This is a genomic window from Thalassobacillus pellis (genome assembly GCF_016908295.1).
GTDB classification, from domain to species: domain Bacteria; phylum Bacillota; class Bacilli; order Bacillales; family Halobacillaceae; genus Thalassobacillus; species Thalassobacillus pellis.
In genome coordinates, this window is record NZ_JAFBDO010000003.1 from 256,252 (window position 1) to 279,227 (window position 22,976).

General features: G+C 41.8%; 29 protein-coding genes and 1 pseudogene. 17 read left to right on the forward strand and 13 right to left on the reverse strand.

Annotation, left to right across the window (positions count from 1 at the left end):
• Positions 1-20: 20 nt before the first annotated feature.
• The 10 genes from JOC33_RS11730 to JOC33_RS11775 all read left to right on the forward strand — a co-directional run bounded on the left by JOC33_RS11730 (position 21) and on the right by JOC33_RS11775 (position 10,391).
• A complete protein-coding gene (locus JOC33_RS11730; RefSeq protein WP_205092720.1) occupies positions 21-2,459 on the forward strand; it encodes a glycogen/starch/alpha-glucan phosphorylase in 2,439 nt (812 codons plus the stop codon).
• A 21-nt stretch (positions 2,460-2,480) separates the two neighbouring features.
• A complete protein-coding gene (locus tag JOC33_RS11735; protein WP_205092721.1) occupies positions 2,481-4,397 on the forward strand; it encodes an alpha-amylase family glycosyl hydrolase in 1,917 nt (638 codons plus the stop codon).
• 514 nt (positions 4,398-4,911) lie between these two features.
• Entirely contained in the window at positions 4,912-6,117 is a 1,206-nt protein-coding gene (locus tag JOC33_RS11740) for an MFS transporter (protein WP_205093070.1), read from the forward strand.
• Positions 6,118-6,198: 81 nt separating this feature from the next.
• Entirely contained in the window at positions 6,199-6,669 is a 471-nt protein-coding gene (locus tag JOC33_RS11745) for a YkvA family protein (protein WP_205092722.1), read from the forward strand.
• Between the two features lie 24 nt (positions 6,670-6,693).
• Positions 6,694-7,596: a formyltetrahydrofolate deformylase gene (gene purU, locus JOC33_RS11750; RefSeq protein ID WP_205093071.1), complete on the forward strand. Its 903-nt coding sequence runs from the start codon at positions 6,694-6,696 to the stop codon at positions 7,594-7,596.
• A gap of 267 nt (positions 7,597-7,863) precedes the next feature.
• Complete coding sequence (locus JOC33_RS11755; protein WP_205092723.1) at positions 7,864-8,400, forward strand: CBO0543 family protein; 537 nt, start codon at positions 7,864-7,866, stop codon at positions 8,398-8,400.
• Between the two features lie 4 nt (positions 8,401-8,404).
• Entirely contained in the window at positions 8,405-8,938 is a 534-nt protein-coding gene (locus JOC33_RS11760) for a CBO0543 family protein (protein ID WP_205092724.1), read from the forward strand.
• Between the two features lie 118 nt (positions 8,939-9,056).
• Positions 9,057-9,593 carry a GNAT family N-acetyltransferase gene (locus JOC33_RS11765; RefSeq protein WP_205092725.1) on the forward strand — a complete coding sequence of 179 codons (537 nt, stop codon included), beginning with the start codon at positions 9,057-9,059 and terminating at the stop codon, positions 9,591-9,593.
• The gene (locus tag JOC33_RS11770) at positions 9,565-10,086 is read left to right on the forward strand and encodes a GNAT family N-acetyltransferase (protein ID WP_420825708.1); all 522 of its coding nucleotides are present in this window, start codon (positions 9,565-9,567) and stop codon (positions 10,084-10,086) included. Before JOC33_RS11765 ends, JOC33_RS11770 begins: the two co-directional genes overlap by 29 nt.
• 5 nt (positions 10,087-10,091) lie before the next feature.
• Positions 10,092-10,391 (forward strand): TIGR04104 family putative zinc finger protein, encoded by a 300-nt coding sequence (locus JOC33_RS11775; RefSeq protein WP_205092726.1) that lies wholly within the window; start codon positions 10,092-10,094, stop codon positions 10,389-10,391.
• Positions 10,392-10,451: 60 nt separating this feature from the next.
• Here JOC33_RS11775 and JOC33_RS11780 read toward each other — a convergent pair whose 3' ends face one another.
• Positions 10,452-10,703 (reverse strand): hypothetical protein, encoded by a 252-nt coding sequence (locus tag JOC33_RS11780; RefSeq protein WP_205092727.1) that lies wholly within the window; start codon positions 10,701-10,703, stop codon positions 10,452-10,454.
• Between the two features lie 387 nt (positions 10,704-11,090).
• Between JOC33_RS11780 and JOC33_RS11785 the strand changes: the two genes are divergently transcribed.
• The gene (locus tag JOC33_RS11785) at positions 11,091-11,321 is read left to right on the forward strand and encodes an excisionase family DNA-binding protein (protein ID WP_205092728.1); all 231 of its coding nucleotides are present in this window, start codon (positions 11,091-11,093) and stop codon (positions 11,319-11,321) included.
• A gap of 78 nt (positions 11,322-11,399) precedes the next feature.
• Positions 11,400-12,881 (forward strand): NADP-dependent glyceraldehyde-3-phosphate dehydrogenase, encoded by a 1,482-nt coding sequence (locus JOC33_RS11790; protein WP_205093073.1) that lies wholly within the window; start codon positions 11,400-11,402, stop codon positions 12,879-12,881.
• A gap of 180 nt (positions 12,882-13,061) precedes the next feature.
• Here JOC33_RS11790 and JOC33_RS11795 read toward each other — a convergent pair whose 3' ends face one another.
• From JOC33_RS11795 to JOC33_RS11805, 3 genes are all read right to left on the reverse strand, one after another.
• Positions 13,062-13,823, reverse strand: a complete 762-nt coding sequence (locus JOC33_RS11795) for a cytochrome c oxidase assembly protein (RefSeq protein ID WP_205093074.1) — start codon at positions 13,821-13,823, stop codon at positions 13,062-13,064.
• A complete protein-coding gene (locus tag JOC33_RS11800) occupies positions 13,816-14,322 on the reverse strand; it encodes a DUF2243 domain-containing protein (protein ID WP_239534158.1) in 507 nt (168 codons plus the stop codon). The genes JOC33_RS11795 and JOC33_RS11800 overlap by 8 nt, the downstream gene beginning before the upstream one ends.
• Before the next feature lie 207 nt (positions 14,323-14,529).
• Positions 14,530-15,294, reverse strand: coding sequence for a MerR family transcriptional regulator (locus JOC33_RS11805; RefSeq protein WP_205092729.1), 765 nt, complete (start codon positions 15,292-15,294; stop codon positions 14,530-14,532).
• A 178-nt stretch (positions 15,295-15,472) separates the two neighbouring features.
• On the opposite strand from JOC33_RS11805, the gene JOC33_RS11810 reads away from it, so the two are divergent.
• The 3 genes from JOC33_RS11810 to JOC33_RS11820 all read left to right on the forward strand — a co-directional run bounded on the left by JOC33_RS11810 (position 15,473) and on the right by JOC33_RS11820 (position 17,428).
• A complete protein-coding gene (locus JOC33_RS11810) occupies positions 15,473-15,859 on the forward strand; it encodes a YuzC family spore coat inner layer protein (protein WP_205092730.1) in 387 nt (128 codons plus the stop codon).
• A gap of 129 nt (positions 15,860-15,988) precedes the next feature.
• On the forward strand, positions 15,989-16,600 hold the full coding sequence (locus JOC33_RS11815; protein ID WP_205092731.1) for a DedA family protein: 612 nt from the start codon (positions 15,989-15,991) through the stop codon (positions 16,598-16,600).
• The gene (locus tag JOC33_RS11820) at positions 16,601-17,428 is read left to right on the forward strand and encodes an undecaprenyl-diphosphate phosphatase (RefSeq protein WP_205092732.1); all 828 of its coding nucleotides are present in this window, start codon (positions 16,601-16,603) and stop codon (positions 17,426-17,428) included.
• A 550-nt stretch (positions 17,429-17,978) separates the two neighbouring features.
• Here JOC33_RS11820 and JOC33_RS11825 read toward each other — a convergent pair.
• From JOC33_RS11825 to JOC33_RS20345, 3 genes are all read right to left on the reverse strand, one after another.
• On the reverse strand, positions 17,979-18,275 hold the full coding sequence (locus tag JOC33_RS11825) for a hypothetical protein (protein ID WP_205092733.1): 297 nt from the start codon (positions 18,273-18,275) through the stop codon (positions 17,979-17,981).
• A gap of 84 nt (positions 18,276-18,359) precedes the next feature.
• Positions 18,360-18,842: a hypothetical protein gene (locus JOC33_RS11830; RefSeq protein ID WP_239534159.1), complete on the reverse strand. Its 483-nt coding sequence runs from the start codon at positions 18,840-18,842 to the stop codon at positions 18,360-18,362.
• Positions 18,843-18,862: 20 nt separating this feature from the next.
• Complete coding sequence (locus JOC33_RS20345) at positions 18,863-19,006, reverse strand: hypothetical protein (RefSeq protein ID WP_239534160.1); 144 nt, start codon at positions 19,004-19,006, stop codon at positions 18,863-18,865.
• A gap of 100 nt (positions 19,007-19,106) precedes the next feature.
• On the opposite strand from JOC33_RS20345, the gene JOC33_RS11835 reads away from it, so the two are divergent.
• Positions 19,107-19,499: a VanZ family protein gene (locus tag JOC33_RS11835; RefSeq protein ID WP_205092734.1), complete on the forward strand. Its 393-nt coding sequence runs from the start codon at positions 19,107-19,109 to the stop codon at positions 19,497-19,499.
• A 24-nt stretch (positions 19,500-19,523) separates the two neighbouring features.
• A complete protein-coding gene (locus tag JOC33_RS11840; protein ID WP_205092735.1) occupies positions 19,524-19,718 on the forward strand; it encodes a hypothetical protein in 195 nt (64 codons plus the stop codon).
• 8 nt (positions 19,719-19,726) lie between these two features.
• Here the strand turns inward: JOC33_RS11840 and JOC33_RS11845 are convergent, their stop codons facing one another.
• From JOC33_RS11845 to JOC33_RS11865, 6 genes and pseudogenes are all read right to left on the reverse strand, one after another.
• Complete coding sequence (locus JOC33_RS11845) at positions 19,727-20,068, reverse strand: cupin domain-containing protein (RefSeq protein WP_205092736.1); 342 nt, start codon at positions 20,066-20,068, stop codon at positions 19,727-19,729.
• 45 nt (positions 20,069-20,113) lie between these two features.
• Positions 20,114-20,269: pseudogene (locus JOC33_RS20350) on the reverse strand (GNAT family N-acetyltransferase); the annotation flags it as partial.
• 12 nt (positions 20,270-20,281) lie between these two features.
• On the reverse strand, positions 20,282-20,575 hold the full coding sequence (locus JOC33_RS20355; protein WP_239534162.1) for a hypothetical protein: 294 nt from the start codon (positions 20,573-20,575) through the stop codon (positions 20,282-20,284).
• Between the two features lie 16 nt (positions 20,576-20,591).
• A complete protein-coding gene (locus JOC33_RS11855; protein WP_205092737.1) occupies positions 20,592-21,176 on the reverse strand; it encodes a kinase in 585 nt (194 codons plus the stop codon).
• Between the two features lie 123 nt (positions 21,177-21,299).
• A complete protein-coding gene (locus tag JOC33_RS11860; protein ID WP_205092738.1) occupies positions 21,300-21,611 on the reverse strand; it encodes a DUF3243 domain-containing protein in 312 nt (103 codons plus the stop codon).
• 220 nt (positions 21,612-21,831) lie between these two features.
• Positions 21,832-22,788: a bile acid:sodium symporter family protein gene (locus tag JOC33_RS11865; RefSeq protein ID WP_205092739.1), complete on the reverse strand. Its 957-nt coding sequence runs from the start codon at positions 22,786-22,788 to the stop codon at positions 21,832-21,834.
• Between the last annotated feature and the right edge of the window lie 188 nt (positions 22,789-22,976).

Genomic DNA, 22,976 nt, shown 5'->3' on the forward strand with positions numbered 1-22,976 from the left:
CATGAATGGAGGAAAACGGAATGTTCAGCGACAAAGAGGAATTCAAAGAGGCATTTTCCCAGAAGCTAGCAGCAAAGCTCGGAAAAGAAGTAGAATCGGCCACAGAGGTTGATGCATATCGTGCTCTTGGATCGCTGCTTCGTGAAAAGATCAGTACAAACTGGCTGAAGACGAATCAGGAATACGAACAGAATAAGCAGAAGCAAGTCTATTATTTTTCAATGGAGTTCCTAATGGGGCGCCTGCTAGGGAATAACCTGCTCAATATGAATGTGTTAGGCCTGGTCCATGATGGGCTGAAGGATTTGGGATTTGACCTAACAGCGCTGGAAGAGGAAGAAAATGATGCCGGACTTGGTAATGGAGGGCTTGGCCGTTTGGCAGCCTGTTTCCTTGATTCCCTGGCATCATCAGGGCTTGCCGGTCATGGCTATGGAATCAGGTATCGTTATGGTATGTTCGATCAGCGCATCATCGATGGTAATCAGGTGGAGTTCCCAGACTTGTGGCTTTCTAAGGAATTTGTATGGGAGGTCTGCCGGCCGGAGGAATCAGTGGAGGTACGTTTCGGAGGACATGTTTCCTCGAGCAAGGATGAAGATGGTATCTTGCATTTTGATCACCACGATTATGAAAAAGTGCAGGCTGTCCCATATGATGTTCCGGTTGTCGGTTATGGGAATGACACTGTCAACACACTTCGATTATGGTCTGTAGAGGCAACCGTTGATGATACGTATAATCAGGCTGCCAAACTCAACGAATTTGGTAATTTTCTTGGGCATAAACGGTCGCTTGAAGCGATATCGGAATTTTTATATCCTGATGATTCCCACGAGGAAGGAAAAAGACTGCGACTGAAGCAGGAATATTTCCTGGTCTCAGCAGGTGTACAAAGTGCCGTACGTGCATTCGAACGCCTCGAACTGCCATGGGAAGCTTTTCCGGACAAAGTAGCCTTGCATATTAACGATACGCATCCAGCTATGGTAATCCCGGAATTGATGCGGGTACTGATGGATGATAAACAGCTTGGCTGGAAGGAAGCATGGAAAATTACTCAGGCTTCTGTTTCCTATACGAACCATACGACATTGAGCGAAGCCCTTGAATCATGGCCGGTCGATATGGTGAGAAACCTGCTTCCAAGAATTTTCATGATTATTGAGGAAATCAACGAGCGGTTTTGCCAGTCTTTATGGAAGGAGTATCCTGGTGAATTTGACAGGATTGCCAAGCTTGCCATTATTGCGGATGGCTGGGTAAAGATGGCCCACCTTTCTATTGTAGGAAGTCACAAGGTGAACGGTGTGGCAAAGCTCCATACGGAAATTCTGAAAAAACGGGAAATGAAAATTTTTTACGAAACATTCCCGGAACGCTTCAACAACAAGACGAATGGCATTACTCATAGACGCTGGCTGATGCATGCCAACCAGCCGCTCTCAAAGAAAATCACGGAAGCTATCGGTGATACGTGGATCGAACAGCCCATCCGTCTGGAGGATCTGTTGAAATACCAGAATGACAATGCTTTTTTAGACAGTTTGTATGCGATCAAACAGCAGAATAAAAAACTGCTTGCATCTTGGATCAAAGAACAGCACGATATTGCGATTGACCCTGCGTCCATTTTTGATGTCCATATAAAACGGCTGCATGGGTATAAGCGCCAGTTGCTGAACGCTCTTCATATCATGTATTTATATAATCGTTTAAAAATAGACTCAAATTTTGATATGATGCCGCGCACCTTTATTTTCGGGGCAAAAGCGGCACAGGGATATCATTACGCGAAGAAAATCATCAAGCTTATCAATACGATTGCTGATGTAGTGAATAATGACGAAGAAATCAACGATCGTTTGAAGGTTGTTTTCCTGCCGAACTATTCTGTATCCATGGCAGAAAAAATCATACCGGCTACGAATGTAAGCGAGCAGATTTCCACTGCAAGCAAGGAAGCATCAGGTACCGGAAACATGAAACTGATGATGAACGGAGCCGTTACCCTGGGAACAATGGATGGAGCAAATGTCGAAATTCATGACCTGGTTGGAGATGAAAATATCTACACATTTGGTCTAAGCTCGGAGGAAGTGCTGGAATACTATCGGAATGGCGGCTATTCCTCAAGGCAGGTTTACGACAATAACGAAACGATCCGTAACACAGTGGACCAGTTGATTCATTACAGCCCATTTTCTAAAGGGGAAAGGGAATTTCAGGATATCTACGATTCACTGGTCCACCATAATGATGAATTCTTTGTTTTAAAAGATTTTGAAAGTTATGTGGCAGCACAGGAGAAAATTAACCATGATTATCAGCTTAAGAGAGATTGGAGCAGAAAAAGTCTCGTAAACATAGCTCATTCAGGCATTTTCTCAAGTGACCGGACCATTCAGGAATATGCGTCAGAAATTTGGGGAATTCAACCGGTGAGCATGTTAAGTTAATAGGGTGAAGGAGGACTTTCAGTGAAACAAAATGACTTTTACCATAATAGCTTTGAATCGAGATACAGAGAGCCTTTCGGTGCAGCACCGAAAGGCTCGAACGTTACCTTAACTATTGATATCCATAATCGTTATCCTGTTTCACGTGTCATCCTTCATTACATCCACGACAAGACAGACAAGCCTCACACGAAGGATATGGACTTATACAGCGGCCAGCATTCTTTTTCCGCTTATGAAACAACGATTACTATGCCGGAAGAACCACAACTCATCTGGTACTTTTTTGAAATTGAAATGGAAGATGGAACGCAGTACTATGGGCGGATGAACATCGAGGAAAGCGGGGAAGGGAAATTATATGATCAGATTCCGCCTTCCTGGCAGATCACTGTCTATGATGACAGCTATGAAACACCTTCCTGGTGGAAGCACGGGACGATGTATCAGATTTTTCCAGACAGGTTCCGGGCAGCGGGGGAACGTGAACTTGAAAAAGCTCCCAAGACAAGCCTTATGCACTCCCATTGGGAAAATGACCCGATTTATATCCGGGATGAAAACGGTGCTGTTGTCAGGTGGGATTTTTTCGGAGGTAATCTGAAGGGAATTACCGAGAAATTGGATTATATAGAATCACTCGGGGTTACCGTCATTTATCTTAATCCTATCTTCGAGGCGGAAAGTAACCATCGATATGATACCGGCGATTACCATACGATTGACCGGCTCCTCGGGAGTAAAGAGGATTTCAAGTGGCTGATCAAGGAGGCTTGTTCCCGGGGGATCGAAATCATGCTGGATGGGGTGTTCAACCATACCGGCAGTAACAGTATCTATTTCAACAAAAAGGATGAATACGATTCAGTCGGTGCCTATCAGTCGCAAGATTCACCTTATTTTTCCTGGTATACGTTCCATAATTTCCCCGATGAATATGAATCCTGGTGGGGTGTGGGAACTCTTCCAAAAGTGAAAAAGGATAATGAAAGTTTTCGCCATTTTCTCATTCATAGTCAGGACAGTGTAATCAAATCGTGGCAGAAAGCCGGTATGAAACATTGGCGTTTAGACGTTGCCGATGAGCTGACGGATGATTTTATAAGGGATATTTACAAACAGCTGAAAGAAGATGATCCGAAAAGCGTGCTCCTCGGTGAAGTATGGGAGGACGCGACGAACAAAATCGGACATGGCAGAAGGCGGGAATATTTTCTTGGAGGAGTGCTGGATTCGGTCATGAATTATCCCCTGCGCGGTCATATGCTCTCCTTTATGGAAGGAACCGCTAATGCTGATGAAATCGACCGAAAGCTGACGACCATCAGTGAGCACTACCCGAAGCAATATTATTATGCTTTGATGAATATGATTTCTAGTCATGATGTGGAGCGAATTAAGACGATGCTCGACATGTTTCTTCCGGATGATCTGGAAGAAGAACGGGACGCAGTAATATTCGACCAGATAAAAGGATTAAGTCTTTGGTTGTATGCTTTTCCAGGAGTACCGTCCTTGTATTATGGTGATGAAGCCGGGTTAACCGGAGGAGATGACCCTGATAATCGTAAGCCTTATCCATGGGGGCGGGAAAACAAACAACTGATCAATTGGTACAAGAAAATCGGCCGGTGGCGCAGGGAACATACGGCACTTCGAACCGGTGTCTGGAAATCATATGCCCTTCATCCTGATGTATATGCTTTTGAACGTTGGATTGAAAATGGCATTGATGTTTTTGGCGAAGAAGCTAATGATGAAGATTTCATTTATTTATTCAATCGGAATCATAAGGATAAGCGGGAAGTAATTCTCCCTGTCTGGAAAGGAAAATGGCAGCACATGGAGAATAAGAGACGTATTTTTCAGGCGAAAGACGGGGAACTGTTGATTACCCTTGAACCATCCGAAAGCATGTTGCTCAGGCATATGCACTGACTTTGATAGATTACTATGATAGAAACCTAGTGTTTTATGGGGCTGTCCTATAAGTCTGTAATAGACTTAATGGGCAGCCCTATTTTATTACATCGTACAAGAAAAAAAAAGTGGTTACGGCTGAATTTTTAACGACATACGATTATATCATTATTGATTCAAGGATGAGCGTTAGGTGGTGACGCCTGCGGGCACAGCACGAGGCGAAGCTCCACTTGGTCAAGCGATATTCTTGACCAAGAATGCTTGAGGCCGTGCCCGCGGCAAGCATCCACCGGTAAGCGGCTTATAGGAATCAACAACACATTTCGATTATAAAGGAAAGGTAAGCACGTCAATTCTATTGCTTTGTGGCTTTCTTTCCAAATTAAGTATTTTAGGCTAACCAAAGTTATTTTGTATTCCGCCTGAAGCTTTTTATTTTTTTAATATATTTGTATCGGGTACGATAGGAAGAAGATAAAATGGACAAAGGAGAAGAATCGTGCACACACAAAAACATACCCCCGCTTACATACAGAAAAGCAGGTACTCAGGTGACAGGAAGCTGTTGATTATTGGTATCATTCTCATTGCTTTTAATCTGAGACCAGCTATTACTGCGGTCGGACCGCTGATCAGCACCATCCGTGAAGATCTAGGGATATCCAATGGGATGGCAGGCATGCTTACTACTCTGCCATTGCTAGCCTTTGCCGTGCTATCCGCCCTTGCCCCAAGGCTTGGCCTGCGTCTTGGAAATGGAATGGCTATCCAGGCAGGTGTGGCTATACTTGCATTTGGTATCCTGGTCCGGTCGTTTGAATCTATTACCACTATTTTTACGGGAACCGCTTTGATTGGTATCGGAATCGCCATTCTTAATGTCCTGCTTCCTGGAGTGGTCAAGCAGGCATTTCCTTTGAAAGTTGGTGTAATGACCGGTTTATATTCAATTTCGATGAGTTTATTTGCTTCCATTGGTTCCGGGGTGAGTGTACCGTTTGCAAATACGCTGGACTCGGGTTGGCAGGGTTCCTTGCTAGTCTGGTCCTTGCTGGCAGTATTGGCTTTTATCGCCTGGCTGCCACAAAAGGATTTACAAAAAAGTGTGCACAAAGTTCCGAAGATGGATCCGGCTAATAATCCGCTTTGGCGCTCTAAACTCGCCTGGCAAGTGACCTTCTTCATGGGGCTGCAGTCTTTCTTGTTTTATTCCTTGATAGCCTGGCTGCCGGAAATCCTTCAGAGCCGAGGCATGGATCCTGCAGCTTCTGGCTGGATGCTTTCCTGGCTCCAAATCATCGGTCTGCCGGCAACTTTTCTGATTCCTGTACTGGCCGGCCGTCTCAAAAGCCAGCGGGGAATCATCATGGGAATAGGCATCGTTTATTTGACTGGAATGTTCGGGATGTTATTAGGATCTGCCATGCTTTTATTGACAATAAGTATATCGCTGGTCGGCATAGCTCAAGGTTCGTGTATCAGCCTGGCTTTGACCTTACTTGGACTTCGGGCTCCTAACGCTGCTCAGGCTGCGAATTTATCTGGCATGGCACAATCATTTGGCTATCTGCTGGCAGCATCAGGACCAATTGCAATCGGCTATTTATATGATTACGTACATTCCTGGACTCCTTCTATCGTAATACTGTTAGCGGTAGTTTGCTTAATGCTCATTGCCGGAATAGGTGCTGGAAAGGATGCCTATGTGCCGGATAATCCGCAAGCAGAAGCATAAAAAGGCAACTATCCTATGTTAGGGAGGATGGCGGATGGGGAAAATATAATTATGTCGAATAAATATAAAGGAGAATTGATAATGAATTCGGAAGAAAAAAGATACAGGGACAAATTGAAAAACTTCAATCCGGAAAAAGCCATAGAAACTGGACGGAAATATTTCTCGGAAAATAAGTTTTCGGATAAAATGTGGCAATATGCAAAACGAATTGGAACGAAAATCGCCTATTACAGCTTTCTTCTTTATTACACGTTCAAAAGTCCAGATACACCGAAAAAAGACAAACTGACCATTGCCGGGGCTCTCGGATATCTGATATTTCCGGCTGATTTCATTCCGGATTTCATTCCATTCGTGGGATTCGCGGATGACAGCATGGCGATCATTTATGCGATTTACCGTGTAATGTCGTCCATCAATGAGCCTATCAAGAAGCAGGCACATGTAGCCATGGAAAAATATTTCGGGGAAAATTATCAGCAAACGGATATAGATGAACAGTTCAAGCCTAGGGACGAAGATGATCATGAAAACAGTTCAACAGGATAAATAAAAATGAAAAGGAGGAGCATGATGCCTGCAAATATAGAGCACCAACTAAAGTCATTTCAAGAAAACAATAAAACAAGAGGGCGCCTGCTCATCTGCTGCCCTGATCAGTCTGGAATTGTGGCAGCAGTCTCAAACTTCTTATTCGAACATGGTGCCAATATTATGGAGTCGAACCAATACACCACGGATGCCTACGAGGGTACATTCTTTCTGAGGATAGAGTTCGATTGTCCACACCTGCACGAAAAAGAAGCAGAAATGGAAAGTAAATTCCTGCCGATAGCTGAAAGTTTTAACATGAATTGGAAATTGATTTTCGTTTATAAATTGAAGAGAACAGCCATTTTTGTATCCAAAGAACTTCATTGCCTGCGCGAACTGCTGTGGGAGTGGCAAAGCGGAGATTTGATGACGGATATAGCTTTAGTAATCAGCAATCATGATGAAGCACGGGAATTTGTTGAATCATTCGGTATCCCGTATTACCATATTCCAGCTAATAAAGATATCCGGGACGAAGCAGAAGCTGAACAGCTGAAGTTATTGAAACAATACGAGATTGACCAGATTGTGCTGGCCCGTTATATGCAAATACTTACTCCCGGTTTTGTGGCAGCTCACCCATTTCGGATTATCAATATCCATCATTCGTTCCTGCCGGCATTTGTCGGAGCAAATCCTTATATGCGAGCTTATGATCGAGGGGTGAAGCTGATTGGAGCAACCTCTCACTATGTAACGAATGAACTTGATGAAGGGCCAATAATCGAACAGGATATCATGCGTGTCGATCACCGTGACCATGCAAACGATTTGAAAAAAATAGGAAGGAAAGTCGAACGAAGTGTCCTTGCCCGTGGCGTTAAATGGGATCTGGAAGATCGAATTCTCGTCCATGAAAATAAAACGATTGTTTTCAACTAACATATTTTTCTAAATTCAGGAAAAGCTATTCCCAAATGGAATGGCTTTTTTTAGTGCAAGAAATTATAAAAATGTAAGATGCCTCTTTGCTTAAGCCCTCGTCCAGCGCCAGCGCCTGCCCTCGAGGACTTAAGCAGCTCTCTCTGGGACATAGAACGTTACGGTGAGACTTGGTTTAGTTTGTCAGGATGGACAAGTCGCTTCCGCCATAAGGACTTAGCGGCAAGCCAAGTTTTTAGAAAATAAATCAAAAAAGGATTTTGCCCAATGAAAAAAAACCAATTTGAAAAAAACTTTTTAAAATGCCTGTTTATCTCTGGCCTTTTGGTCATGCCTTTTTTGTTTAGAAGACCGCCTATCAAAGACTGGCTTATTGTGTATTTGTTAAACGCATTCACTAATGGGCTGATCGATAAGTTTGTGGTCCATTATGGCATGGTCCGTTACCCGGTGCGTGCGATGAAGCGGGTATTTGATATTAATATATTGTTTGATTTTCTTGTTTATCCGTTACTTGCTGTGTGGGTTAACCAATTTTCTAAGCATGATAATCTAAAAATGATTGCTGCCAAGGTCATGATGTTTGTCCTTCCGATGTTTTTCGTAGAATTCTGGGCGGAAAAAAAGACTAACCTTGTCGAATGGAAAAAAAGCTGGAAATGGTATTACACCTTAATAGGACTAAGTGTGAAAACATTGTTAAACAGAATGGTCATTTCGGCTGTAAGACGTGTGGATGACGCACAAAACATGAAAAAAGCAGGTTTGAAAAATGATCATGAGCAGCAATCGGATAAGGGGTGACGAAATGCATATCCTGTTAATCATGCTTCTGCTCCTATTGAATATCAAGAAAAAATCTTGGCAGAAAATACGCCAATGTTTACCGGGGATAACTTATGTATTATTTTTTAATGCCCTGTACTACCTGATCTGCAGAAAAAGCTCCTTTTGGGAATTCCAATCCCCCAGGGCAAATGGAACTTTTTTGAAAAAAATTCACTTTTTTATCGTTATGCCATTACTGGTAATGGCCTTTCTGGCGACATTCCCGAAGAAACTTTTTGAACAGGCAATTTATATTGGGAAATGGGTAGGCATTTCCACCTTTATAGAATGGGCGGGGATAAAGTTCAAAGCTATCGTACACCAAAAAGGCTGGACGGTTGGTTGGTCAGCGATGATTTACTTTTTCATGTATATGTTCAGTGCCGCTGTTCATAAGAGGCCTTTGCTTGTAATGACACTTTCTTTTTTTATGACAGCAGGTATGTTATATGTTTTCCAAGTACCGATCAATAAAAGCGTAATATTCAGAAAGCCCTTCACATCCATACGGTGAACGGGTTCTTTTTTTGTTTAGATGGAAAAAATTACAGATAGTTATGGTAAAGTAATATAAAAACGAGAAACCGTTATGTTGAAACGGTTTCCGAGTTTCAGGAAAAAGAGGTGCAGTCATGGTTGAATTGCAATATTTTGAAAGAGAAGATTTTGATCAGCTGATCAGCTGGGTACCTACAAGAGAGTTTCTCCTTCAATGGGGAGGGCCATCCTTCCGTTATCCCCTGGATATTAAACAGTTAAGGGACTATCTGGAGAAGGCCAACCGGTCTGATTCTGAGATATTAGCATATAAAGTCTTACATAAGGAAAGCGGTAAAATTATCGGTCATATATCGCTTGGAAGAATTGAGCGGGAAAATCGTTCAGCCAGAATTGGGAGAGTTCTGGTAGGAGAAAAGGCTGCAAGAGGAAAGGGTATCGGAAGGCAGATGATTGAGGAAATTTCGAAGATTGCTTTCGAAGACCTTGGAATGCACCGGGTAAGCCTTGGTGTATTTGATTTCAATCAGGCGGCGATCACGTGCTATGAAAGGGCAGGTTTCAAAAAAGAAGGACTGCTGAGGGATGCCAGGAAGATTAGAGATGAATATTGGAGTCTGTGGGAAATGAGCATGCTGGAGGATGAATGGCACGAAAAAAGGAGCAGTTAAGCCGATGCAAATGAGGTACACGGATCAAGTTGGCAAAGAACAAATCAGTGATTTTTTCATACGTCAATGGGGAGATTCAAAAATGGTTACTTCAAGCGGTATTTACCATTGCGATATGCTGGATGGGGCAGCAATCGTAAATGATGATGGAGAGATTCTTGGATTGCTTACCTATGTTATCCTTGAATCCGAATGTGAAATCATTTCCCTGGATAGCAAGATTGAAAATCACGGCATCGGCAGCATGCTTATTTTGGAAATAGAAACGATCGCGAGGAGAAGAAAATTTCCTATTATTAAACTAATAACTACGAACGATAACCTGCATGCTTTAGGTTTTTATCAGAAACGAGGGTACAGGATTACGGATATTTATGTCGATGCAGTAGATAAAGCACGAAAAATCAAGCCTGATATTCCCCTATATGCTTCCAACGGCATAGGTATCCGGGATGAAATTTTACTTGAAAAACATTTACACATAGAGGAGTGAGGTTAATGCCTGTTTGTGATAGCTGCAAGCAAGAATGGTCGTGGAAGGAAACAATGTCCGGGTCATTGATGTGGAAAAGTAAAGCCAAGTGTCCTTATTGCGGGGAAGAACAATATATGACTGCAAAATCAAAAAGACAGTCCAGCATGATGTCATTAATACCAGTCGTTCCTATGAGTATCACCATTCAGTTTGGTTTGTCTGTATTTTTGTACCTTCCTATGGTGATTGTGTTAGGTTTGCTTGCCGGATCACTTGCCCCGCGTTACATTAAGCTGGCAAGCTATGAAGAACCCCTCTGGTAATATAATATCCCTGGTATGCCATGGCTTGGTATTCCAGGGAATGTCATCTGCTATCCTTTGTTAGCTATCACGCTGAAACCTGTTTTCATTCATTTTCCAGCTTACCCAACCATATATGGTGCCGGCTGCGATCCCCAATAAGATACGCCCTGCAATCAGGCTAACAGACCAGTCTGCTCCTTGTAATAGCTGAGAAACCAAGGATACTACAAAGAAAACGCCTCCAAACATCAGCCAGCCGTAACGGACGATATATGAGAACATTCCCATTTTACGAGTTTTCGCCCACTGTTCATTTCGTTTATCTATCATACATGACGTCCTTTCATCTTTCTTATGATCGATGGCACTTCCTATAATAATAAAGGCAAGCATCAGAATATCCAAGTGAAAAGAGGCTTGGACATAAGTAAAACAATGGTATCAGAAACGAACGTTTAATATAAATGCAGAGCATTAGCATAGACCAACTATGTAGACTCCTGCGGGAACAGCACGAGTCGAAGATCTCAAACGACCTTTTTGACCCAGAAGGCTTTAGAACGTGCCCGATGGTATTAAATATTTCCTGGTAAAAGTACCTTAAAACGAACTGAAGTTGTAATTAATACAATGGACAACGATTTCAAATCTATTTATGCTGAATATATAAATATCCATGACGGCCATGTAGATTATTGGATAAAAGGAGGTGGAAGGATGTATCTGACTATAAAAGAAACGGCAGAATACTTGGATGTGCCGGAAACATTTATTCAAAAGCTCATTTTGGAAAATAAAATCAGGACTCTTGATGACGGAAAAGAAGTGCTGGTCAATAAGGAACAGTTCAGTACCTATTTTCAACAAGTGGAAAAATATCGTGCGTTAATGGAAGAATACTGGGATCAACCTATACCAGATGATATAGACATTAAGGATGAAGATTAACAGAAACTTTAACGCATTAACGTCAAAAACTTGGTAAATAAACGCATATCAAAGATAGATGGAGCTGAATTGTCAAAAATGCCGGATGTTACCGTTTCCATCACGTTTGATTTAATCTCTCCTTTCAAGAATAATCAGAATTATCAATTTTTTGAAGGAGTGGTGAATATCAGCGCAACAGCAACGAATGAAAAGAAGGTATATTCGGTAGTAGGACAGGAAGAACTGGGAGCATTCCCGCTTTTGACTAAGGAAGAAGCTGGACAAGCAATCGAAAAAGCAAAACAGGCTCAGAAGTATTGGGAAGAAGAAGAGGTATATAAGCGTGCCGAAATACTCCATGCTTGGGCCGATAAATTACTCGAAAATCAAGCACAAATCGGTGATATGATTATGAAGGAAGTAGGCAAAAATAAATCCTCTGCGTGGAAAGAAGTTGCCCGGACAGCTGATCTGATCCGTTATACAGCAGAAGAGGGCTGTCGAATTCATGGCGATTTGCTCCGAGGGGATTCCTTCAAAGGAGGAAGCTCCAATAAAATAGCGATGGCGGAAAGAGCTCCGCGCGGTGTCATCCTGGCTATTTCTCCATTTAACTACCCTGTAAACTTAGCCGCATCCAAAATTGCCCCCGCATTAATTTCCGGAAATGCAGTTATCTTCAAACCTGCCTCCCAAGGTACGTTGAGCGGTAAATTGATGATTGATGCGTTACTTGAAACGGAACTGCCAGCAGATGTCGTTCATTGTGTGACAGGTAAAGGATCCGAAATCGGGGATTATCTAGTCACTCATCCTGATATAAGTATGATTACATTCACAGGAAGCACAGAAGTTGGCCAATCCATTTCTGAAAAAGCGAAAATGATTCCTGTTGTTCTCGAGCTTGGAGGAAAGGATCCCGCAATCGTACTTAAGAATGCAGATCTTGATTTGGCAGCCAGCCAGATTGTAAGCGGCGCATTTTCATATTCCGGACAGCGATGCACAGCAATCAAGCGAGTTTTGGTGGACAACGCTGTTGCAGATGAGCTGACAAGTAAAATTAAGAAAAAGGTGGATGAGCTGACTGTCGGTAACCCGGAAGAGGAAGCAGCTGTCACGCCCCTGATTGATGAAAAGGCGGCTGATTTTGTTCAGGGACTGATTGATGACGCTCTTGAAAATGGAGCTTCTTTGGTTACAGGAAACCAGCGGGAAGAAAACCTGATCTACCCGACGTTGCTCGATAACGTAACCCCCGGAATGAAAGTTGCTTATGAAGAGCCATTTGGTCCAGTATTGCCAATCATCCGAGTATCAGATGAAGCCGATTTCGTTGAACTCGCCAATGAATCTGAATATGGTCTGCAGGCAAGTATTTTTACCAACAATGTACAAACAGCAATGAATATCGGATCCAAACTTAATGTGGGTTCCGTTCAGCTGAATGCCAAGACAGAACGCGGACCCGATCATTTTCCATTTATCGGTTCAAAAAATTCCGGACTGGGCGCCCAAGGCATCCGCCGAAGCATCGAGTCTATGACCCGCGATAAACTATTTATTATGAACGTGTAAAAGGTATAGAAGTAAGTACCCGTCACACTTATGTGGCGGGTGCTTTTTTTAACGTCGAGTTCCTGAAACGAAAGTAGAGAATCAGCGGAAGGTGGTGTTACAGCAGCGGACGCATTCACATGGAGTAATCCATATATTTTTTGCATAAGAAAAGCAGCCTCCGAGGACGCTGCCTTTTAATCAAGTTGCCTGACTTATTGTGGTTTGAGGTTTCGAGGCTCGGAACCAATGTAGACAAAGCAGGAAAACCAGTACAATATCAATCGCATCGCCACCGTAATACATAAGCATGCCGCCTGCCCGTGCTTCATCCGGGGGGACGCCAGCAGGAGGGTTGGCGTAGATGAATTTAGAAAGAATTCCATGTCCTGCTAATGCAATCACAAGTATGATGGAGCGATACAGATAACTGTAGCGATGGGGTGTTGGTTCAAGATAGATCAGTGATATTGTGAAAATATATCCAGCAAGAAATACATGCATGTGTACAAGCAGATGGAGCCACAGGTACTGATGCATCATCATATATAAATCGGTTGTATAAAGGACCCAGAGTCCACCAACATTAAGTATCGTTGCAGTGAGTGGATTGCTGAGAAAGATTATTGGTCTGCTGCGAAGTATACGGGCTAATTTTTTCGCATATTTGACTGAAAGAGCCCTCAAAGCCAGAGTCATAGGCTTCGCTAACGCCATTAAAAGCGGTGCAAGCATTCCGAGAAAAAGATGGCCCAGCATATGTGCTTCAAAGTCCATGTGGGCACGTTTTGCCAATGGACCTGCGACGGATAGCAGTGCAAATATTGTTCCCAACATCCAAAGTGCAATTCGGTATGCTGGCCACTTATTAAAACGCTGTCCTGACGAAATTGCAGCATAGATGTATAAAATGAAAGCTGCTATGAACGGTATAGCCAGCAGGAGCGATGCTGTTTCAATCATTACCAAGGGGATTAGTCACTCCTTTATGTGTGGCGCCTGGTCTTGTCTGAAAGGTCAGGAAGATACCAATAAGAAGCATAATTGCTGCAGTGATGTTCCATACGAGATCATAAGGCATTATATCCACGTTATATCGGATCTGGTGAAGCCTCATAATTTTGTGCTGAATGATGCCATCGTATAATTGAAATCCGCCTGATCCAAGCAGCATCCCGCCCCACCATCTTTTCAGCCAGAATGATTCCCTTCTGCGCAGATCAGCCAGCAGGAAGAGTCCTGCAATTGTCGCAAACCAGCTGAACGCATGAAAAAAACCATCGGAAACAAGCCCGATGTTAGTTGTGGATTTGTCGTAAAAATGATGCCAGTGAAGCAATTGGTGAAAGACGGTTTCATCAATAAAAGCGACCAATCCGAGTCCAAACATGAAGCCTGCCCATAAATTTTTCGAAAAGTCGGGCATATGGGAGCTGGTGTCCGTGCGATTCATATTAGCCATAAAATCCTCCTTTGGCTCCTATAGTCATTTATCTATATAAAAGATTATTTCCATTAAACTGAGGAATCAAACTGGTAGAAAAGTGTCTTTTTACGTGTTTATTGCAAAATGGTCGATTACCTATTATTTTGTGATATAGCACCCTGAACAGATAAAGAATAAGCTGTCGAGAAATTCTCGACAGCTCTATAACTCCCCTTTTATAATTCAGCTGTTCATTCCAGTATAGATATGGACAGCGTCTCTTAAAAATTCCGCAGTACCTGGCTGCTGGTGATCATAATAGGCAGTGAACCGTTCGTCATCCACGTACATCTGTGCAACACCGGCATGGGCTTCTTTGGTATATTTATCCCAAAAGTAAGTGAGCCACTTGCGGTGAAGGTCAGCAGCTTTTTGAGCAGGTTCACTTGCTGGGTCTCCAATAGCCATTCCCTTGCTCAGAGCTTCTTTCATTTCCATTTCAATGCGATTTACTTCTGCGTATTTTTCTTCAGACATACCGAGAACTTTTTGGTTGGACTTATCAACAGTCTCGTCTCCATATTTTTCTCGAGCTTCTTCGCCAAATTTCTCTTCATTGTCATCTACTAACTTCTGTTTAAACGCTTCAAATTTTTCGTTATCACTCATGGTTATTCTCCCTTCTGCGGCAGCGAGACTCTGATCCACGCTCGCAATCATTTTGTTCAGTTTAGTCCGTTTTGCCAGGAGTTTGGTTCGATGTTCACTCAGTGCTTCGGCAGGGTCAAAGGTGGGGGAAGTGATGATGTTTCGGATTTTTTCAAGTTCCATTCCAAGCTCCCGGTAAAAGAGAATTTGCTGCAGCTGATTCACTTGTTCCGGGCCATAGATGCGGTATCCCGATGAATTGATTCTTGCCGGCTTAAGAATCCCGATTTCATCGTAATACCGCAGCGTTCTTGAACTTACCCCTGCCAGCTTTGCGAACTTCGTTATCGTATATTCCATTTCTTCACCTCCTGACATTTTCAATATACACCTTGACGTAACGTAAAGGTAAAGTCATTTTTAACAAAATGTATATATTTACTTTCTCGAATTAATGAATAAGTATTTCATAAGCTTCTATAATTTCATCGTTTACATATATTTCATAACAATGATGTTACAAAGGAGGAAGGCAGTATTGCAGTATTATTATTATCCTTGTTGCCCATGCTATTGCAATTATCGGATACAGACGCCTCCAATAGTTCGCTTTCCGGATAACAACCAGTTTCCCCCTGTCGATCCGACTTTATTTACGGAATCAGCTGTGGCTATGCAGCAGTTGATGACGCAGGCAAGTCTCGTATTGGAAAAACTGGCCAGGTCGTCCGTGTTCGCTCATAAAGTTATGAAAGCGGCTCAGGAGTCGAATATGAAAAAAGTGGATGAACTGCTGAAAACGACAGGGATACATGAAGGGATCAAGACGAAAATCAATCCGGATGGGATCAACCTGCAGCTCAGTTCCGCAGTAAAAGGAATGGAATGCTGCCAACTGACAATTGCCTTACGTTGGAGGGCTTAGTAGAATTAGGCCCTGAGAAATATTTTGGACAAGTTTCGACTCTATGAAACAAGTAAATATATAACCAGGAGAATTAATGTGGTACATTTATGTTATTGTGATTTTTTCTAAAGAGAGTTGGTTTCGACTATGGGTGAATGGATTACCAGTTTCATGGAGCAGTACGGTTATATCGGAATCTTTTTAATGATGCTATTTGAAAATTTGTTTCCCCCGATTCCGTCAGAAATAGTCCTGCCATATGGCGGGTTTATGACTACGACTACCGGTCTTTCTGTCATTGGAGTGATCGCGGTTTCCACTTTGGGGTCGTTGTTAGGTGCGGTTGCTTTGTATCTGATTGGATTATTGATGGATGTGGAGCGGCTTGAAAAAATCGTTGAACGTTGGGGACATATATTGCGAGTGAAAAAAGAGGACATCCATAAAGCGGATGCCTGGTTTGATAGATATGGACCTTGGACTGTATTATTTTGCAGAATGGTTCCGCTCGTAAGAAGCCTTATATCTATCCCTGCAGGAATGTCCAATATGAAGGTTGTCGTGTTTTTATTGTATACGACGATTGGAACACTGATTTGGAATACAATTCTTGTTTCCATTGGAGCAGCCCTTGGGGAATCCTGGGACAGCATCCTTCATTTTATGGATATTTATTCCAAGTTCACTTACGCGATTCTAGCTGTTCTGATTATCATCGGCGGCTTCATCTATTTAAAAAAGAGGAGACAGGGATCATAGATGGATATACTATTATTAATCAAAGCAGTTATACTCGGCATGGTTGAAGGACTGACTGAATTTGCCCCTGTATCCTCGACAGGCCATATGATCATCGTCGATGATATGTGGCTGAAAACAAAGGAATTTTTATCCCAGTACGTTGCAAATACATTTAAGATTGTCATACAGCTGGGGTCCATTCTGGCTGTCGTAGTCGTATTCAAAGACAGGTTCATGGATCTGCTGTGGATGAATAAAGAAAAAACAAATACTTCAAATCCCGGAGAGCGTCTCAAACTGACCCATGTGATTGTCGGTTTGATTCCAGCAGGCGTACTTGGTTTGTTGTTTGAAGACTATATTGACGAACATCTTTTTTCGGTGGAAACGGTGATGATTGGACTGCTAATCGGTGCATTCCTGATGATTGCTGCTGATATGTTTGGTGTAAAAGAACCCCCCACCAAGAACATTGATCAAATTACATATAGGCAGGCGTTTACTGTTGGTCTTATTCAATGCTTTTCCTTGTGGCCGGGATTTTCACGCTCAGGATCAACTATTTCCGGAGGGGTCCTGATGGGGATGAGTCACCGGGCTGCAGCGGACTTTACATTTATCATGGCAGTGCCGATCATGCTTGGAGCAAGCGGACTTTCGCTTGTTAAAAACCTTTCTTATTTTTCTCCAGAGGATATCCCATTCTTTATCGTAGGCTTCATAAGCGCATTTTTGTTTGCACTACTGTCGATTCGTTTTTTCTTACGGATAATCAATAAAATCAAGCTTACACCATTTGCTATTTATAGAATTATTCTTGTTATCGTCATATTTATGCTGATGTAATTAAACCAAGAAGAAGAGGAAGCTGGGAAATAAGTAAAACGATGGTATCACAAACGAGTGATTAAAATTGAATCTTATGTACGCAGAGCATTAGCGTAGTCCAAATGCGCAGACTCCTGCGGGAACAGCACGGGTCGGAGATCCACTTGGTCAGTGATCTTCTTGACAAAGAAGGCTTCAGACCGTGCCCGCGGAAAGCGAAGTGTTTGGACGAAGCGATGAAAAATTTCTGGTACACATATTAACCTAACTGATTTCAATGAAATCGTTCCGATTAGTTTATGCTTTATTCTGTTTTTTCCCAGCCTCATTCGACTTAGTGAAAAATTAAAGATTCAAGTATAAGAAAAACTAACGCATTCACGGAAACGAGTGAATGCGTTAGTTTTTTTGAATTATTCTTTTTTGTTGAAAAAATCAATAAACGCGTGGAAAATCTCGACTCCCTGGAAGTAGAAGAGATACCCGGCAGTAAGCGAAAACATTCCAATCATAATGAATCTGAACCATATCATAATCCTGTTTCCTCCTTTGATTTAATGATTATTTGTCACATCAAAGGAGTTAGAACCAGATAACTTGACTGATAGAAAACGGGGTGAAGGAAAAAGAGATTCCGACTCCGGTTAAATGGTTTTAGTGTAAATGTAACAACAGTAAAGAGGAAAAGGGTCGTCACGGAAACAATTACTTTGAAGTCATCTGTTTTTTCCGTATCTAAAGTCGGGGAGGATGTATTAATAGTGATGCTTTCTTTCCTATCATCTATTGTGCTATTTTGCGAGAATCCATGTACGAAATTCCCCAGCACCAGACCAATAATCAGAAAGATTAAGAGTCTCCTCATGTCACACCCCTCCTCACAAATCTGGTATGCCTATTGTACAGCAACCTTTCAAGTTCTGCATCCCAAGTCCTCTATTATTACGCCTCACGTCCTGGCGTCTTTCTCTTTTTTAGGGAAAAGTGTATAGGAAAGCGAGATGATCCCATCGATAACGAGGATGAGCGTCCAAATTCTGGTGACATTATTTACGTTAGTATTATTAAACGGGATAGTAGAATCAGAAGCGTCAAACCAGGCATCTAAAAAGCCTCCTGTACTGCCTGCTTGAAGGATGCTATCGGAGAACCCAAAAAGGAGTGCGAAAATCACATGTAATGCCATGTATATGATTAGGTGGATGTAGAATTGTTTTCTTTCTTTTTTGGCATGTTCTTTTCCGCTAAGTTTCTTCAATTTCTCTTTTTCAGGCAGCGGTTCTCCTTTCCATGCGGCGACTTTTGTCTGGATGTAACGGTCTAGTTTCTTGAAATCTGATTTTCCATAGGTAAACGCGTATACAATTAAAATAAGAACGATGATCTGATAACTGGTAAATTCCCCGGTTCGCAAGTAATCAAAAAATCCCATTGTCGCTATCCACAAATCATTCACGATGAAAAGGGCAAGAAAACCATACTTACTTTTTGCAAGTGGAACCAATAACGCAATATCAAAAATGTCAGCATCGATATCCAGAAAACTACTTCAGCGATGATAAGGAATATCCATTTATGTTCCAGAATGAAATCCATCGTTTCCTCCTCATTAACGGTAATTGTTGCCATTATTTATGTTATATTAATTTATATAAAAAATTATATGTAAAACAAACGAAGCGAGGTTATCTACGTAATGAAAATCATTGGAAAAGGCATAGCGGTCATCTTGTTCAGCTTATATATCATAACTCTTTCCCAGCTTTTTCCCTTAGAAGGAAACGGCGCAAATGCCCTTGGATTTCTGCCAGCTGGGCTGCTGCTCCCGCTATTATCAAGGAATTTCTCTGATTGGAAATCTATTATTTTCACAGCAGCTTTAACCAGTATGGTGTTTGAAGGAGTACAAGAGATTTTCAAAATGGGAGCTTTCCGTATAGGTGATATCTTCTTTGCTATCATAGGTGCTATGACGGGGTATGCGGTCGTAAAAATTTTCCAGCACCCATTTCAGGTGAAGGAAGAAGAGGAAAGACGCCATTTCCGTAAACCAGCCAATGATCTGCTATCCTTTCGATACAAACATTAAACTATGTTTAAAGGGGGAGATGAGGTGAAGCTGGATGACAAACGATGGAAGATACAAATGAAATACCGCGCCGCTATGCAGCAGAAGAGAAGCGTGGACCATCATAAGGAGATCGTTATTCTTACTGTCATCCTTGTAATTGTCCTGCTGGTAACAAGTATTTTCAACATCCCACATCTATTCCCGGATCATTTGATTAAGGTTGAAAAAATAGATTGATAATTTTTTCATAACGAAGCTGGATCCAATTCTTCACTTTCCACAACAATCGCAGTCATCCCGTGTTCCGAAGTTGTTTCATGCCATTCTCCTTGTTCCCAGAATACAGCGTCACCTGCTTTGACAGTGACTTTGCTATTCTCTTTACCTGAGACCGTCCCTTCCCCATTCACTACTAACAGCAGCTGTGGTACAACGGCTTCATGATAGCCGATATTTCCCCCTGCATCCAAGTGCATGCCACTGATAAAAGCAGGTGTTTTTGTTTTCACAATTTTAGACAGTATGAAATTAGAATCAAATTTCGTAATTCGTTGCCCAGCTTCTTTATCAAAACGAAATATATGCATAATGACCATCCTTTTTTAAAATTATAGCCCTGTTGTTGCTCCTTTTTACACTTCTCGAAATGCGAATTCACTTCTTTTACTAAAGCCCTGACGTTCATAAAACTTCTTAGCTGCTTCGTTTTCATTCCAATAATCCAATTCAATCAACGTGATTCCTTTAGCCTCGGCAATTTTATAAATTTTTTCCATTAACTGCATGCCATACCCTTTATTCTATTCAGATTCCTTAATGCTGAGCTGGTGGATATAAACGGACTGATAAGGTTTTTTAAAAGGACTTTCAGGATAATCCCTTATTTCTATCCAGGCATAACCAATCGCGTGCTGCCCCTCCTTCTGTAATAGAAATATGTAGTTTTCATTATGGACAAGCGGCTGGAAAAAAGTCTTCATTTTTTCAAAATCATAAGGTTTGAAAAGGTCAGGATAAAGATTGTAATGCAAATCATGTACATACTTGTTTAATTCGGCAATGAGCTGATAATCTCTGGTTTCCATTACTTCCATAAGACACCCCTCCGTATCAATCTCCCTTTAGGATTATATCTGCATTTTCTTTAGGTGCTATTTTTGTTAAATAATAATTTTCTGCTCTCCAATACCTGTGTTCTAGCTTTTCTAAATCGTGCTGATTGTTTACTTTTTCCCGTGAATACCGTATATCTTTAGAGCAATCCAAATACATCACATAATCGAAATATTTCCGCCATACGCTGCGCTGCAGAAACACCCCTTCAATAATTATAAGGCAAGGGTCCGGCAACTTTATATTCTTCCATTGATGATAATCTTCTTTATTGTTGTAAAAGGGAAGATACAGCTCTTTGCCACTTTTAAGCTTTTTAAAGAAATTTTCGGTGAGCCAATCGATATCCCATTGAAGGTAATAATATTCATACCAGGATTCATAACCGGTATGATAACGTTTGTCACGTTCAACAATATGTTCGTCGATGTGAAATGCGTAATAGGGAGTGCTGTCTCCCAGGTGATCACACAACTTTTTTGTGAACGTAGTTTTGCCTGCCCTGCTTAAGCCATCGATACCTAAGATGAAGCGATTTTCACCAGGTGGATTTATACTTGATAATAATTTGGAGAAATTCATAAAACCATCCTTCCTAAGGATGGTTTTATTCTAGCATAATTCCCCATTTGTATATCAGCAGGAATTTTTCAGATCCAATAAAAAAACTGCCCCTGTTAACGAGGCAGTTCTTCTAACGAAAGGTTATTTGTTTGTTTCATCGGCAAGTTTGACTAGTACATGGGCGACATGTTTTCGTTCATCTTCGTTTGCTGCATTCCACATTTCGTTCAGCAGTTTTTCTTCGCGATTGCGTGGTTCTTCATGTTCTGCGAGGTAGTCTGCGACCCGCTTGGCATTCTTTGTCAGTGCTTCTTCACTCAGTCCCATTTTTTCGCCCTTTTCCACTTTATCCCCCAGATAGTCACGGAATTGGGAGAAGCTCGCCATAATTTCGTCCTTTTTCTCTTCAGTTAATTCCTTCACTTGTTTTTCTGGTTCACGATTGTTAGCCATTTGTACATACCTCCTAGCAATTTTTGCGGAAGGACATATATCGAAAACGAATCAACCGTTATGGTTCATGAATTACTTGGCTCATGTCCAGCTCTAATGTCCGGATCATTTCCACCCGACAATGAATAAATTGTCGATGTCCAACGCTATAGTATCCCTATTGCCAATATCATGGAAAAGTAAACCAATAACAGCACATCAAGTATGCAACATTATTCTGTCAAGTCATTTCAGGTGTAGGTTCAAGGTAGTACTTCGTCAGTATACTGCCGGTAAAAGAGGCAAGAACCTGCTGGAACAGCATGCATACAATTACCGGAACTGCTACAGCAGCAGGAAAGTATGTGATGGCAATGACAGCCCCTCCGCTTATATTCCGCATGCCACTGTTGAAAGTCAAGGAAACGACAGTTCCTTGATCCATCTTCATGAATTTCCCGAAAAAGAATCCGATGAAGTAGGCTACAATAGCCAGGGAAAATACAGTTACTGCAATTGCAGTCATTTTTAAGTCGAAATTTTTGAAGTAGGGGGCGACAGCCGAACTATTGATTGCCACCACCGTACCAATTCCGATCTTGGTAAACGGGGCGAGGTTCGCTTCTAGGGTGCGTGTCACTTCTTTTTTTGCGAATTGATTGACCAGCATGCCAAGGAGTGAAGGAATGACAATCATCCATATCAGTCCATTCATAATGTCCAGCACATTCATTTCAATGGAATTTCCAACTAAGAACTTTAATACAAAAGGAACGACTAAAGGAGAAAGAAGGGTGTCCAATAGAATAATAGACAACGTCAAAACAACATTTCCTTTATAAATAGCTGCCCATATTAAACTGGTGATTCCAGTAGGTATGAGAAATGACAGAATGAGACCGATGACGGTGTTCATGTCGTCTGGAAAAATGATAAGCCCCGTACCATAAGCGATCAGAGGCATAATAATATGTAAAATAACAAGGCAGAGCACGATCGAAAGTGGGTTGCGCAGTACATTTTTTAAATTATGAAAATTAGATCCTAGGCTGCCTGAAAAGGTCATGAATGCGAAAATCCATGGGACAAGAAAAACGAAAAATTCAAGCATGTCTGAGAAAATAACACCGATAACCACAGCGGTTGGTGTAATATACGGCATCAGCTTTTGGAGAAGCCGATTCATGGTTGGAAGCATGAGCTATTGCTCCTTTACAGTACAGTATCTTCTTATGGATTATGAACCTATCCTATTTGAAAATCAACTGTCAGTGACTGAAAAAATAAAGTTGCTCCCCTCCTGATTTTCCAAGCAGGAAAACAAAGGGGGAGCAAACCTTACCAAAACTGGAGGCATCAAGAATGAATGGTTAGCATATTTACCCC